Below are 14,366 nucleotides of genomic sequence, written 5' to 3' on the forward strand. Positions count from 1 at the left end.
CATGTCATTTCGACACAATCCCTTGCGGCTCTAAGGACTAACCTTGTTCCAGGGTTAAACATCCTCTTATATCTTATAGGGGGCTTCCACCTCATATTGCTATTCGAATAGTTATTATTGCCTGGAGGCAAACTTTATAAGCTGACTCCATGGTATACACTTAATCAGCTGTCTCTACTAGTCCTTAACTTCTCAAAACATAAATACAAAACCTCTGAAGAATACCTATCGAGAGTACTATAGGAGTAATACACAATTAGTTCCAACTCATTAAAAAAAATAAAAAGACCTAATGAGATAGGTACTCTAGAGAATAACTTTAAAGGCTTGTCTATCTCGATAACGAGAAGAAGAAACGTTAAAGACTTACTCTAGAGATTTAACTAATTGGCTACCTCACTATAGTCCTTTTGTTTTTAAATATTTAAATACCTAAAACATAGAGAAGGATAACTAATTAGAGTAACTAAAGAGTTATAATTATTGGTTTACCAGTTAGCACTTCTCTTTAGGCTTCCTCAGTAGTCCTTTATTTTTTCTCAAGGAGTTACTCTGATTAGTTAACTATCAGATCTAAACTCATTAGTTTAATAGCAATAGCGCTCTAATGAGATGGAAAACTAATAGAGAACGATGTATAAGTAATCTTTTGGAATTATTTTAAAGGGAGGTCGTTGATTTTCACTGTTAAAGCTGGTCTTGTAAGGGACTTATAGAGTACGTCTAATAAGTGATATTGATAGGACAACTATGAGAACGAATATAATAAACCAAGGGGGATGTTATATGGTTAAACACTTTGGATTAGGAGCATTATTTATAAGTATCGGCTTATTAGCTGCCTGCTCACAGGAAGAAGAAGTTGCGACGAAGGTACCATTTGAGGACTACAAGCCATCTCAGGGGTACATAAACGAGGGAGAGTTTGAAGCACTTGAAGATGATATGACTCGTGAGGAAGTAGCTCAGTTGATTGGCGGTGTAGGTGAACTCTACAAAGAGGAGGACTACATAGAAACTATAATTTACAAAGGGGAAGGAAATATAGATTTTGCTATGCTGCGATTTGAATATAGCAAGTTGGATTTGTGGAACAAACACGATAAAGAATAATTGCCTTAGAGGGATTTACACATAAGGAGTTAGGCTAAGGAGGTCTACTCCTTTATTATTACTACGTTCTCATAGGCGTCTGCTCAGAAGGTCTTTATGTTTTTAACCTTTTAGAGTTGGATCTACTGAGGCGGAAAACTGTAGAAGGATAACTACCGGAAGCGAATGTTGAGTATGACTTTTAGTAAAACTGAGGAGGCACCACGACCAGTAGTTATAATAGAGCTAAACCTAACTTTTTATTTAGAGCTAATAACTGGTAGCTTTATCAGCAGTAAATTAAACGATAACCCACACAATACTAGTCCATTTACATATGACTTGGTAATTGAGCTATAGAAATTTCCTTCTAAGGTTTGAGGTCTATCTCGTTTACTTTCAAACTCAGAGTTATCAAATGTATCACCTAGAGATGGCATATTTGTAACAACTGACCTGTTCACTTCTTTTGGAATATATCCTTGCTCAATAGCCCACTCCTTCATAGTATTGAATTGCTCTTTACTAGAGATCGTCCTATCAAAGAATTGCCTTAACCCTTCCGAGGTTAACACTGTAAGTTTGTACCCGCCAGATGACGGAATTTTATTCTTCTCTTCCTTGTCTACCTTAGTGAATAGGTCTGTCATGTTTCTATATCCAATAGCATCCATTAGAATATCTTTAGCAACGAACCACTTGAGACCGTCAACCTCGTAGGTACGAATACTTCCGAGTGGTGACTCAATGTTTGTGAACATATTTATCCCTCCTCTATAGTTATCATTGTAAGCCGTCTCTAGGTGACAAACAATAGTATTCGTATATTCTGAATATAGGTCATACCTAGGTAATACTGGTGAGGTAGCCTCGATGTCCCGACTCTAAATTTTATTTTTCTGGGGAGGTGGAAACTCTGTAGGCGTACTCGTGGATGACAGGTCTGAGGAGGTGCTGTCTCAGGAGCCGATTTTCCTATATGATTTCTCCTACATAAGTTTAGGTGCGTACGTACGTACACCCCTATGCCTCCTAAAATGTGGGGTACCCCCTTGGTAAGTGGTGGCTGGTAAGGACGGTGGCTACTGAGCTGGATGGCTCATAGTGCTGCTCCTTAGTCTACACTGTGGAGGCGCACACCCTTAGACACGCCTAGCAGGATCACACTGAGGAGGCAAGGCACTAGTAACACAACACAAACATAAGGCGCCCTCTTAGCCACACTACATAGCAACGTATACTATCTCGTGTGTATCCTAGTAGGCAAGGCCATACAGTACATACACTGTAGGATACACTGACGAGATAGCAGCACTGTAGCTGTACACTGAGGAGGCAGTGTTATACTGTACCTATGAGTGAGGTGGCTCTCCTCTCTTGCTGTCTCATAGTGCTTTCACTTTCGGAGTTGCCTTACTTTCAGAGTGTGTACTTTCGGGGGGGTGTCCAGTGAGGCGGTGTACTTTCGTGACAGTGGACTGTATAGGATAGTGCCTTACTTTCATTGGTTGATTCAAGAACAATAGGAGTTGGCATCTATTGAGGTTCGCCCTCTGTAGCTACACTGGAGAGATGATAACACTACTTATATAGCTACCGTCTCATACAGGTCAATCTGGAGTGTTTAACAAGTATGTCTGTATGAGTACCACTGTAAGTTGTACTGGTGAAGTAAGCTAGGTGGATCAACCCTAAGAGTTCGGCTACCGTTACTATACGTTCAGCAAGGCTAAGAGCTCAGCCTAATTAGCTACCTCCATTAGCCCTCGTACTTTCATTCATTAATCAAAGGTCTATATGAGGACGAGGACTAAACAGTATACACTCTATGCCTGCCTCGCTAGACCTAACACACAGGTGTACTCATAGGTATACGCATAGCTAATAGTGGTACAAACAGCAGCAGGGCTACACAAGGTGTACTCTGCAGGTAGGACGCATATCCACTTCAACAGTACACACTGCACAGCGTACTGTTCAAGGCGTCTAGGAGGCTCATACAGAGGCGCACCTATATAAAGTAGGTTAGTAGCATAGCATCACCACTCTGTAGGTATGCACAGAAGCAGGCTCATGAGTTCACTCTTTAGAGTTCGGTTACCTCGCTTTCTTACAGTTGCAACTACGATAGTTACTACCTATAAGATTGATTATGTAAACTACAGGTGCAGCTCTATAGGTATACTCTAGGGTATCTACCTCCTTGGTACATCTACGCTGATTGTGCTTTCATTAGTCTTTTGAATAAATTACTGTATGAGGTTGCGGTCTCTACAGGTATTCCCCTAGTGTATATCTACTCAGTCGTATTCACTGTGAGGTGGCGCTAACTAGCATGGCTATAGGGTTTCTGCCTCCGTTGGTTATGCACTCCCCCGTAGGTTCACCTCTGTAGTCGTACTCTGTGGGTAGTGGCGAGGAGGCATACTCTGGAGGGGTACTAGTAGGCTGACTCAAGGGTAATCACTTTCAGGTTCATATGACCTTATAGTTCCTAACTTGGATATCCCAACAAGTACCGCATCGAGGTGGAGGTTTTACCTCTCAGAGTAGTTAAAGAACAGGAGGAGAAAATCATGTAATAAGAACCTTGCAAGTAAAAAAGCCAACTAGAATAACTCCTAGGTCACTTTATAGGTGATCTAAAGATATTCCAATTGGACTTTCTTATTTAATAAGATATGGGTCTGATTAGATAATACTCAAAAATCCACTTTAAAGCAGGTTTCACTTATTATCTTTGAAACTTCCTATTAGCTATATCTATCGGATTTCCTCCTTTTGGAAAATCAATAGGTAGTCCACTAACCTCTAAGATATTACTTCCCAGCTCAACTCGGATATTTTTAATCCCATCAATCTCTATTTTAGAAAACTTGAATATGTCAGCAATCTCCCCAACATATTTTCGAGCTTCTGATTGTAACCCAGCAGATGTTGATATATCATCAATACTATTAAGTAACGGTGTTATAACTGATAGTAAATAATTGATTACAGCATTACCTTCATCAATTTCCTTGTGAGTTGCTGCATATTTAAGCCCCCTAACTAAATCAGCATATGCAGTTTCTATATACTCTTTTGGCTGTGATATGATGAATTCAATCTCCTCAACAGCTGCAGTTGGTTTCCCCTCTGTAACCTGTGACGCTAACAAGTAGTAGTTTTCAATAGTACCTTTTCTTAATACAAAACAACCTGACAGTTCTAATATATCAAATAAAGAAGTTAGCATTTGCTTTATGCCACATAAAATATCCCCATTATTAAGTCCACTAAGCTCTTCATCATTGCTGATAAATAGCGTTGCCATTCCTGCCCTTCTCTTAGCAATTTCCATATCTTTTTTACCACCATGGTTAACCCAATAAGAATGCCTCTCTGCCAATGGACGTATGTCCTCCCAATGCTCATCAATTACTGTTGTAAAGCGGTCATGAATATTCCTTGAGAATGTCCTAAAATCAACATGTCCCATTTTTTGTATTGTTTTAATCACCTGCTCATCATTAGCGAATATATCAATAGATGCAATATCATCAGCTACAGTATCCAAATCAGTTATTACAACTGGTTTTTTCCCTATTAACCTCATTAATTTTATTACACTTGGAATCTCACCTTTTCCAATAATAGGGACTAACTGCGAACCTCCTGCCTCTAAAAATATTTGCAGATGCTGATTTAATGCATTACAGATAAGAACGTCACTTGGCCCTTCTACTAGTAATGGTTTTAAACTGAAGAGCGCAGATTTATGTGCTTGCCCTAGTCTGGTAAGTAGTTCTCTTACTTTTCTACTTTGGAGTTCACCAGCTTCAGGATCAATTTGAACTGGCTTTGTCATCGTATTTTCAAAAAATACAATTCTCGTTAAATCTTCTGGCACTAAAAGATTTACAAACTCTGTCGAGTGGGTTGCCAAGATAATCATTTTTTTTGATTTGTCCTGAGGATCTCCAGCAACCTTTTTTATCTCTTGAAATAAAAATGCCTGCAATTGTGGATGTAATGAAATTTCAGGTTCATCTAATAGCAGTACACCAACTTCATCATCATAAAGCGCAGAAAGAATTGTTACCAAATGCAGAAGACCACTTGCTTCCCTTGCAACTGAGTAAGGTTCTCCCTCTATTGTACTAAACTTTATTTTCAACTCTCCTGCATCCCACTCAATAAAGATTTTCCGATTAAAAAGTGTGCTTAATCTCTCACTTACTTTTATACGTATATCGTGTCTCAAGCTTAATGTGTGAAAGTCTCCTATAGCACCTTCTGCTGCGTGTCGATTTTCTCTATAGTTTAATCCACCAAACGCTGCCCTATCGTTATGAAGCATGTAACTACTTACACCATCATGATTTGCGCGAAAATCTTCAACCTTTGAAAGTCTTCCCGCTGTTAACAACCTTACTTTTCTATCTGAAAATGCCACTCCAAAGCTGTCTTTTAATCTTCGTAAAACTTGAGATTTACCTGAACCATTTGGTCCCACAAAGGTAGTAATTCCACCATAAAACTTTATACTAAAAACCTCTGAAGAAAATTGTCCATCTATATGTACTTGCTGTTCAAAAGGATAAGTCACCTTTCCCACCTTCTTTTCTAATGATTCTAACTCTAAAGTTTATTTTATCAAATTGCTAATTCGTTTTATATAATATACAAAACTAAATATTAAACTCCTGAAAAACTACTACACGCCTTTTCAGACAAACCTCAAGAGCTCCCCCTCTCTAGTCCCATCTATAAGTTATACATTCTCAAAATAAAGCAGATAGAGATGAACTATATAGTTATCTCCTTTAGTCTAACTCCAAAGAAAAACACCGCTTAGATTCAAACAGTGTTTAGGTAATACCTATTTATTTTCTTCCCCCTGAGCTGGAGCCTTTGGAGAAATACCATTAATCTTTAAGGCTAGCTCAACAAATGCATCTTCTCTCTTGTCCTCATTCTGTATTTTAGATACTAAGAAGTTACTAAAGTAGAAATGATGAGTGTTTACAAATCGATTATGAAACTCTGTTAGTGATTTGACAGCCTCAGAATGCATCTTTAAGTAAATTACAGCAATAAAGTTAGAAAGTATAGCTCCTATCGCACCTACTGAGGCTACAATTATCTTATTTTCTAGCTCGTTGGAGCTGTTAATCATTAAAAAGTACAAAGTTATTCCAATTATTGCAAAACCAATTAATATACATGCTATACCGACAACAAATATCCATGAACTTTGTTTTAGGTTCTCATCATAGTATCTCTTCAATTCAAGATGATGATGCTTAAAAAGCTTTTCCGATCTCTCTTCTAATGATGAGTAAGAAGTACTTAATAGATCTAACTCGTTCTCCACTTCCTGTAGTTCAGTTATATACTGATTCGATGGTCTTCTTAAAGGTTGAGTACAAAAATGCAGAACCATTAATGTAATCCCTATTGTTATGATAGCTAAAAATGGTTCTGTTAATATTCCTAAACTATTTTCCTTGCGATAATCCCCTGCTCTATATAACAAATAAACAAGTGCACAGGTACATATAACACCAAAAACTAAATAAAGTCTATTTTTATTCTTCCTATCAATAATCAGTTTCTTTAAACTTGCTTTTCTGTATTCAAGTTTACTTTTACGCTCACTCAACAGTCGGTCAGTATTTATCTCAATCCCCTCCTTTCATCAAATTATTCTTCTATTCTATTATAACATATCTTAACTAAACAAATTATAATTCCCAACTCTGAGTCCCCCCTAGCCAGACTATCCAGTTCACTAATTAGTACTAAATTGACAGCCTTTACTCAAGTTATACCTTCTGAGGATAAAACAAAAGAGATTGACTACATAATCCATCTCTCTACTTACCAATTCATACACGAGCTGGGTAAATCCATTAGTTCAGCTTTCTTTCCTACCTCACAAGTGTCCCCTGAATAATTTACCTCTGATAGTTATTGACTCACAAGTCTGTAACCTCTATAATTTTCCTAAACGAATAACTAAAAGAGTGGTCACTCATAGATAAAACCTCATCAGGCTTCGCATCCGCCTCTACTTCCGCTGAAAATTCATTATCCGCTATGGTAGTTGGTGTATGTACACACCCGAATTATCGCGGAAATGGCTACGCTTCACTCATATTACAAAAAATGATCCAAGACTTTACGAAAGAAGGCCGAACACTTTGTTTATTTTATAACAATCCAGCTGCTGGACGAATTTATAAACGACTAGGATTTAAAGACATTGGAATGTGGACGATGTATCGATAATAAGAAGTACTCTATAAGAGGAAATAGTTGTAACTTAGCAATAAAAGCCGATTACACAAAAACTTCACACCGTTATTATGAAGAAACTACTTGAGGAGCGAGGACTCTAACTAAAAAATGGTATGCATTCAAACTAAATTTAGACAGATAAAGTGAAACTTTAATCAGTGGGGGGTTTTCTCCATCCCCCACTGATTATTAGTTAAACCAATCGGACTTTTATGGGCAGTTGATCCCCCACCTAACTTCTTTGCTTTCGCTGCATTTTGAGGTGGGGGTCTTACTGCCCATTAAAGCGGGATAAACGCCCCAATTGTTGCATCTACTCCAGCAATTGGGGCTACCTGTTTATTCTCAAATTCTTTCCGCTACAAATAGAAATATTTATGAAAGATTTATCACACTTATGTCACTATTATCTTTACGTGCAAATGCCCTTCTTAATATTACTGCTTCTTATTATACTTTGCTTTAAAATCAATATATTCCTGTCTCGCATCCTGATTATTACCTTGGTGACTATCAAAAGATGTATGTATTTGTGATATATATTCTACTAACTTACCTTCATCATTTCGCTTCTTATAATTTATTACAATACTTACCTCCAATATCTGCTCTGAACCATCTTTAGAATCTATATGCAGTACAATGGATCCACCATCATATTCATCATATTGTATTTTCAACTCATCATTAACAATACTCTGAAACTCTGATTCATTTAGTTTATATCCAACTGTACTAGGTTGATCAAACTTTTTTATATCATCTCCGGGCTTCATCTTTAGTTTCCCTATTCCTTTTAAACGATCTACAATTAAGTTCACATATGAAACATCCAGATTCGATTCCGGACTTTGTACCTGTCCATTTTTATACATAATATTGGTACGATAAACAACTTCTTCTTTATTATCTTTGCTGTCTACTGCTGAAGTAACTTCTTGTGTTGTGTTTCCATATAAACTTTTATCTTTCGTATTATATATTCCTTCCGAAGTTTGATAGATTGTATTTCTATGTTCTCCATCTTCTTTTTGTTCATATGTACTATATATGCCTCTTTGTTCCACAAAAGCATACCCATCATCACTCGCAGACATAACCTTTTTCATATCCCCTTCATCCAATGCCTTAACAAATGGCTCATACTCTATCTTTTCTTCAAAAAAACTACATGCTTGTAGTAGGCTGATTGCTATTATGATCGGAATTATTTTAGAAACCCTTTTTTTTGTTCATTTCATTATCACACTACCCACTCTACATTTTCGATCAGATAACCTTCTAATCACTTTAATCACCTTACATAATTAAATTTTCTTTTAGAAGTTAAAATACTCTCCTGTAAATTATTACTTTTCTATCATCAAAACTTACAACACTCACTTTTTTATGCCTTACGTTTCGATTTACTTTTTTTATTTTTCTTTTGATATCTTGGAGTTTCTCTTTTATGTTGCTCCCACGTTTTATTAAATGATGGAAATTTAAACCTGCAATATGCTAATAGCTGAAATTCAGCTGCACCTATGGCTATCGTATACATTAAAAAGGTCCCTACTATATACATAAATAAATCATCAAACCCATAATCATTATGAAAATATATCAAAATAAGAATAGTTACTGCGTATAGTGTAGCCCACTTCATCATCTTTCCTTTTGTTTTACTAAAGAAAGAAGTAGACCTTTCATCCATACTAAACGCACCTTCACTCGCTTGTTTAAACGTATCAATTGTTGTCAAAATATGAAAAATCACTGCTCCTAAAAGCAATAAACCCACATACATTATTGTAATCCAATCAATTGAATTATTAGCCATTTTAGTAACAGTCAAAGCAATAGGAGCTATTGTTGCCAATTGGAATGAACATAATAATACGACAAGGGTTTGTAGTTTTTGAAATTTAAATTGAGCTATCGGAAATGAATAAATGACGAAAAGAATTATTTGTATAATATATAAGAATACTTCTAACTTAACAATTCCTATATTAAAGAGAAGCATGCAGTAATCCCACCCGGCTGATAAAACAATAGAAAAAATGGTTATTGAACTAAATAGTATTCCTCCAAACATAAATCCTGTAGCACCCTCAGGACTTAAACGATCATTACATGTCATCCTAAACTTATCTAAATCTTCTTCTTTTATATTCCACATCCTGGCTCTTCACCTTCTATACGTTTCAATTATTTTTCAAACACTAAAGTTCTATTAATATATTATTTATTTTTCGTTTTGAATTTCTTATTTTGTTTTCGAATTCTCCCACGCATTCTCTCATTCTCTTCCCATGACATATTAAATGACTTGAATTTAAATCTACAGTACGCCAATAGTTGGAATTCTGCCGCTCCAATGGCTACTGTATACAGTAAAACAGTTCCTACTCCATACATAACAAAAAAATCAATTGAATAATCATTTTGAAAATACATCAAAATAAGTAGTATTAATACATATATTATAGCCCCCTTAATCATAGCTCCTTTTGTCTTACTAAAAAAAGAGGTGGATCTTTCACCACTACTAAACGCACCTTCACTTGCTTGTTTAAATGTATCTAGCGTTGCTACAATATGAATAATAACTGCCCCTACAAATAGTAGCCCAGTATACATCCTACCAGTTGAATTGTCAGCCATTTCAGAGACAATCGAAACTACAAATAATATCGTTCCAAGCTGAAACGCATATACTAATATAACGAGCGTTTGTAACTTTTGAAATTTATAACATGCTTTCGGAAATAGATATATAATTAAAAATATAATTTGAATACTAAATAACACAATTTCAGTTTTAACAATAGTTCTATCAAAAAAATTGTTGTAGTAATTCAAATCCCCTACAAAAATAACAAACATAAATATCGAAATATAAAATATTGTTCCAAGCATAAATCCCGTAGCACCTTCAGAACTTAAACGACCTTGACATGTCATTCGAAACTTGTCTAAATCTTCTTCTTTTATGTTCCACATTCAGTTTTTCACCTTCTATACAGTTTAAATAATTTTCATTCACTAAAATCCCATTACATTCTTAACATTTTTAAGTACATAAATCTTTGTACAACTAAATTCACATAATCTTTTAGGTATATTATTACCATATTACTTACCATAATCATCTAATCAGAATGCCTTTTGATGGTTCAAGTAGTGTTCTTTTTCCTCAAAAGTTCCAAATATTCTTCTTTCAATTAAGTATAACCGTCTTCTTGTCACCTTCATCCAATGCCTTTATTAGACTCTCATACTCTATTTTGATTTACCAAAACTATACGCGCTCAGTAAAACATAACTGTTATCACAATAACTATTTTTTACTACCCCTTTACTCATATCTTCACAACATTTACCGTTCTCAAAATTCAATCAAAATATATTATTTTTGATTTATATACTCTTTTTCATAATTTACATATTCTTTTTTGGCACTTTGATTATTATCTTCTCTGGTATGATAATATGTTGAAATTTCTTGATTGCGTTTTATAAGCTTATCTTCTTTTCTTTCTTCATAATTTACCGATATTGTTATTTGTGTTATTCTCATTTGATTTTCTTTTGTATTATTAGGCGTATTAAATTCAATCATCAATATTGCAGAATCAAATTTATCATATTTTAAATTCAACTTATCATTCATGATGTTTTTAAACTGTAATTCAGTTAAATCATAGCTTATTATGCTCGGTTCACTAGATCTTTTTGTATCTTCACTCGGTTTCAATTTACTAAGTTCATTTAATCCTCTAAACATTAATTTTACATATGAAACATTCATAGCTTGATCCTGGGCTACTGAACGGGATTTTTCATTTTTTAAATTTGTACTATAGACCGTTTCTTTTTTGTAATTTTGATTACTACCAACGTTTTTATCATTTTTTATATCAGTAACAACCTTTTGAGTTGTTTTCCCATATAAGTCGTCTTCTTTCACATTATATACTCCATGGGTTGTTTGATATATTATCCTGCTATGTTCACCATCTTCTTTTTCTTCATAAGTACTGTCGCTAGTCTCTTCTTTCACATATGCATATCCATCATCACTCGCAGACATAACCGTTTTCATATCACCTTCATCCAATGCCTTTACTAATCTCTCATACTCTATTTTTTCCCCGAAACTGCACGCGCTTAGTAAAAACGTTACTGTCATTACAATAACTATTTTTTTAACTAACCTTTTACTCATGCCATAACTACACCTTTCCCCTTATTTTATACATTACTTATTATTCAAATATTGTTTTTTATACTCCTCATATCGGGTTTTAGAAGCTTTATCGTTATCTTCTTTAGTATTTAAATAGATTGCTATTTTTTGATCATGCCTTATTAATCGGCCTTCTTTATTCTTTTTTTCATATCCCATTGTGATGCTTATTGTAGTGAATTCCATTGGATTTTCTTTTGAATCTTTCGCCGAACTAAATTCCATTAATAATATTGCTTCATCAAATTTATCGTAGTCCACCTTTAACTTATTATTAATTATTTCTTGAAATTCCGATTCAGTTAAGTAATATGTTACCTTGGATGACTCACTAAATCTTTTTTTATCTTTTTTTGGTCTTAAACTATCTATTCCCTTTAATCTATTAAATATAAATCGAACATTCGAAACATCCAAATTTTGATCTGGACTTTTTGATTGATTATCTTCATATTTAATACTAGTTCTATATACAATCTCTTCTTTTTTTTGCTCACTATTTAATGAACTAGCAATTTCTTGCAAAGTTGTTCCATAGAACTTTTTTTCTTTAATATTGTATACTCCTCCTGTTGTTTGATATACAACGCTAATGCGATTATCATTTTCCGCCCCAAACGTGCTATCCCTAACCTCTTCTTTCACATAAGCATACCCATCATCACTCGCAGACATAGCCGTCTTCATATCACCTTCATCCAATGCCTTTACTAATCTCTCATACTCTATCTTCGTCTCCCCAAAACCACATCCACTTAATAAATTTGCTATTATTGACAGAACTATCATCATCTTGGCTTTCTTCTTTAACTTCATACTGACACCCCGTTGATTTCTCTAGGCATTTTTAAGTTCATTATGTTCCTTTTTGGAAAGTAATACATTTCACCCTTATTTACTTTTCGTTTTAGATTTTGTATTTCGCTTTCGCATTCTCTCATTCTCTTCCCATGAAATATTAAATGACTTGAATTTAAATCTACAGTACGCCAATAGTTGGAATTCTGCCGCTCCAATGGCTACTGCATACATAACAACATTACACATAACATAACCAAACATTGTGTTTAATGAGTAATTATTATTTATATAAATCAAAACAAGAAGAATTAACACATAAATTACAGCACCTTGTATAACATGTCCCTTTGTTTTACTAAAAAACGAATCTGATTTGTCCCCACTACTAAATGCACCTTCGCTTGCTTGTTTAAATGTATCAACTGTTGTCACAATATGAACAATAATTCCACCTAATACTAATAGACCTACATAAACACGTGTATTGAGATCAATTGAATGCTCAATCATTCCAGAAAGAACAAATAACGTGCATCCGATAGTTCCAAGTTGAAATGCATATAATAATATAACGAGCGTTTGTAATTTTTGAAATTTATAACGAGCTTTAGGGAATAAATATAGAATTAAAAACATTACTTGCAAACCATATAACACTAATTCAATCCTAACAATTACCTTATCAAACAAGGTAGTATAATAATCTATTCCTCCTATAAAAATAATAACCATAAATAATGAAGTATAAAATATCGTTCCGAGCATAAATCCCGTCGCACCTTCAAGACTTAAACGCCTTCTGCATGTCATCCGAAATGCTTCTAAATCTTCCTCTTTTATATTCCACATCCTGACTTTTCACCTTCTATACAGTTTAAATAATTTTCATTCACTAAAATCCCATTACATTCCTAACTTTTTAAGTACATTCATCTTTGTGTAACTATATTCAGATAATATTATCTCTATATTAATTACCGTACATAATCAGAATACTTTTGATAGTTCAAATAGCCTTCTTTCTCCTCAAAAGCTCTAAATATTCTTCTCTCTTTCACTTAAGCATATCCCTCATACTCTATTTTTGTTTCCCCCGAAACTGCACTCACTTAGTAAAAACATTACTGTCATCACAATTATATCGAGATAATAAAGCTCTTTAATTTTATCTTCAGAAAGGTGATAACCTCCCATCAACAATATGCTAGGAGGTTATTACAGTTATTTTAAATTTGTTTTTATTTTAATGGATTCGATTTTTGCAAATAATAATGTTATTTAATTTGAGAGAAGCGAATATTAAAAACCTACTGCTTAATAACTCGTAATTAAGTCTTCACCCTCATATCTAGGGTCTTTCTCAACTTTACCATCTTTTGTTTTGATGACTTTTAGTCTACCTAACCACTCTGCTCCGTTATATGTCTCTTCACTTACCCATACATTATGCTTTTTACCATCTACCTCAACTACTAATGTGGGGTGTGTAAACATGAATTCCTTCTCTACATGCCTACCTACAATTTCTGCATGTAATGATGTACCTTCTTCAACTAGTTTACTATTTTGATACCCTTCGATAATAGGTAATCCAATAAATACAAAGAATATCAGTCCAAATACGATTACTTTCTTCTTTGTACTCCATTTATTCTTTTCTTTCAATTCCTTCTGTCTCGCTTCTCTTTCTTCGCGTTCATCCAAACTCTCATTTAAAGCATCTTCCCATGCCTTAACTTCCGCTTCGATTTCTGCTTCAGCTCTTGCTAGTTTTTCTAGTTGTTCATCGGTTGCTACCATCTCATATGAGTTATCTACAACCAAACGAATTTCAGTATCATTTTCTTTTACTTTTCGCAAGTCTTTTTCTGTACAATTAAACTCTCGAATGATTTCCCCTTGTGTGTTTACCAATCTAACGTAAATGTTTTTTTTCTCCTTCTTCTTAAACATC

12 protein-coding genes and 1 pseudogene are annotated in these 14,366 nt (G+C 34.5%); 2 read left to right on the forward strand and 11 right to left on the reverse strand.

Going from position 1 to position 14,366, the window contains the following annotated elements:
- Positions 1 to 786 precede the first annotated feature (786 nt).
- Positions 787 to 1,113: a hypothetical protein gene (locus tag MR167_RS05515; protein WP_225988055.1), complete on the forward strand. Its 327-nt coding sequence runs from the start codon at positions 787 to 789 to the stop codon at positions 1,111 to 1,113.
- Between the two features lie 239 nt (positions 1,114 to 1,352).
- Here MR167_RS05515 and MR167_RS05520 read toward each other — a convergent pair whose 3' ends face one another.
- The 3 genes from MR167_RS05520 to MR167_RS05530 form a co-directional block, all read right to left on the reverse strand.
- Positions 1,353 to 1,853: a BRO family protein gene (locus MR167_RS05520; protein WP_088081173.1), complete on the reverse strand. Its 501-nt coding sequence runs from the start codon at positions 1,851 to 1,853 to the stop codon at positions 1,353 to 1,355.
- Between the two features lie 1,973 nt (positions 1,854 to 3,826).
- Positions 3,827 to 5,683 carry an ATP-dependent nuclease gene (locus tag MR167_RS05525; RefSeq protein WP_242314142.1) on the reverse strand — a complete coding sequence of 619 codons (1,857 nt, stop codon included), beginning with the start codon at positions 5,681 to 5,683 and terminating at the stop codon, positions 3,827 to 3,829.
- 273 nt (positions 5,684 to 5,956) lie between these two features.
- On the reverse strand, positions 5,957 to 6,739 hold the full coding sequence (locus MR167_RS05530) for a TRADD-N-associated membrane domain-containing protein (protein ID WP_242314144.1): 783 nt from the start codon (positions 6,737 to 6,739) through the stop codon (positions 5,957 to 5,959).
- A gap of 398 nt (positions 6,740 to 7,137) precedes the next feature.
- Here MR167_RS05530 and MR167_RS05535 point away from each other — a divergent pair.
- Positions 7,138 to 7,368: pseudogene (locus MR167_RS05535) on the forward strand (GNAT family N-acetyltransferase); the annotation flags it as partial.
- A gap of 446 nt (positions 7,369 to 7,814) precedes the next feature.
- On the opposite strand, the gene MR167_RS05540 reads toward MR167_RS05535, so the two are convergent.
- The 8 genes from MR167_RS05540 to MR167_RS05575 all read right to left on the reverse strand — a co-directional run bounded on the left by MR167_RS05540 (position 7,815) and on the right by MR167_RS05575 (position 14,365).
- Positions 7,815 to 8,588, reverse strand: a complete 774-nt coding sequence (locus tag MR167_RS05540; RefSeq protein ID WP_242314161.1) for a DUF3952 domain-containing protein — start codon at positions 8,586 to 8,588, stop codon at positions 7,815 to 7,817.
- 176 nt (positions 8,589 to 8,764) lie between these two features.
- Positions 8,765 to 9,541, reverse strand: a complete 777-nt coding sequence (locus tag MR167_RS05545; protein ID WP_242314146.1) for a hypothetical protein — start codon at positions 9,539 to 9,541, stop codon at positions 8,765 to 8,767.
- Between the two features lie 62 nt (positions 9,542 to 9,603).
- Complete coding sequence (locus tag MR167_RS05550) at positions 9,604 to 10,365, reverse strand: hypothetical protein (RefSeq protein WP_106081274.1); 762 nt, start codon at positions 10,363 to 10,365, stop codon at positions 9,604 to 9,606.
- Positions 10,366 to 10,582: 217 nt separating this feature from the next.
- Complete coding sequence (locus tag MR167_RS33305; RefSeq protein WP_117616460.1) at positions 10,583 to 10,654, reverse strand: DUF3952 domain-containing protein; 72 nt, start codon at positions 10,652 to 10,654, stop codon at positions 10,583 to 10,585.
- A 117-nt stretch (positions 10,655 to 10,771) separates the two neighbouring features.
- Complete coding sequence (locus MR167_RS05560; RefSeq protein WP_242314148.1) at positions 10,772 to 11,590, reverse strand: DUF3952 domain-containing protein; 819 nt, start codon at positions 11,588 to 11,590, stop codon at positions 10,772 to 10,774.
- 33 nt (positions 11,591 to 11,623) lie between these two features.
- A complete protein-coding gene (locus MR167_RS05565) occupies positions 11,624 to 12,427 on the reverse strand; it encodes a DUF3952 domain-containing protein (protein WP_000768458.1) in 804 nt (267 codons plus the stop codon).
- Between the two features lie 75 nt (positions 12,428 to 12,502).
- A complete protein-coding gene (locus MR167_RS05570) occupies positions 12,503 to 13,261 on the reverse strand; it encodes a hypothetical protein (protein WP_242314150.1) in 759 nt (252 codons plus the stop codon).
- A 465-nt stretch (positions 13,262 to 13,726) separates the two neighbouring features.
- Positions 13,727 to 14,365: a hypothetical protein gene (locus MR167_RS05575; RefSeq protein WP_242314152.1), complete on the reverse strand. Its 639-nt coding sequence runs from the start codon at positions 14,363 to 14,365 to the stop codon at positions 13,727 to 13,729.
- Position 14,366 lies beyond the last annotated feature (1 nt).

The organism is Bacillus cereus group sp. BfR-BA-01355 (genome assembly GCF_022663675.1).
GTDB classification, from domain to species: domain Bacteria; phylum Bacillota; class Bacilli; order Bacillales; family Bacillaceae_G; genus Bacillus_A; species Bacillus_A thuringiensis_S.

Excerpts from the sequence above, each read along its gene's own strand:
- MR167_RS05515 (WP_225988055.1), top strand. The coding sequence starts at position 787 with ATGGTTAAACACTTTGGATTAGGAGCATTATTTATAAGTATCGGCTTA.
- MR167_RS05520 (WP_088081173.1), bottom strand. The coding sequence starts at position 1,853 with ATGTTCACAAACATTGAGTCACCACTCGGAAGTATTCGTACCTACGAG.
- MR167_RS05545 (WP_242314146.1), bottom strand. The coding sequence starts at position 9,541 with ATGTGGAATATAAAAGAAGAAGATTTAGATAAGTTTAGGATGACATGT.
- MR167_RS05550 (WP_106081274.1), bottom strand. The coding sequence starts at position 10,365 with ATGTGGAACATAAAAGAAGAAGATTTAGACAAGTTTCGAATGACATGT.
- MR167_RS05560 (WP_242314148.1), bottom strand. The coding sequence starts at position 11,590 with ATGAGTAAAAGGTTAGTTAAAAAAATAGTTATTGTAATGACAGTAACG.
- MR167_RS05565 (WP_000768458.1), bottom strand. The coding sequence starts at position 12,427 with ATGAAGTTAAAGAAGAAAGCCAAGATGATGATAGTTCTGTCAATAATA.
- MR167_RS05570 (WP_242314150.1), bottom strand. The coding sequence starts at position 13,261 with ATGTGGAATATAAAAGAGGAAGATTTAGAAGCATTTCGGATGACATGC.
- MR167_RS05575 (WP_242314152.1), bottom strand. The coding sequence starts at position 14,365 with ATGTTTAAGAAGAAGGAGAAAAAAAACATTTACGTTAGATTGGTAAAC.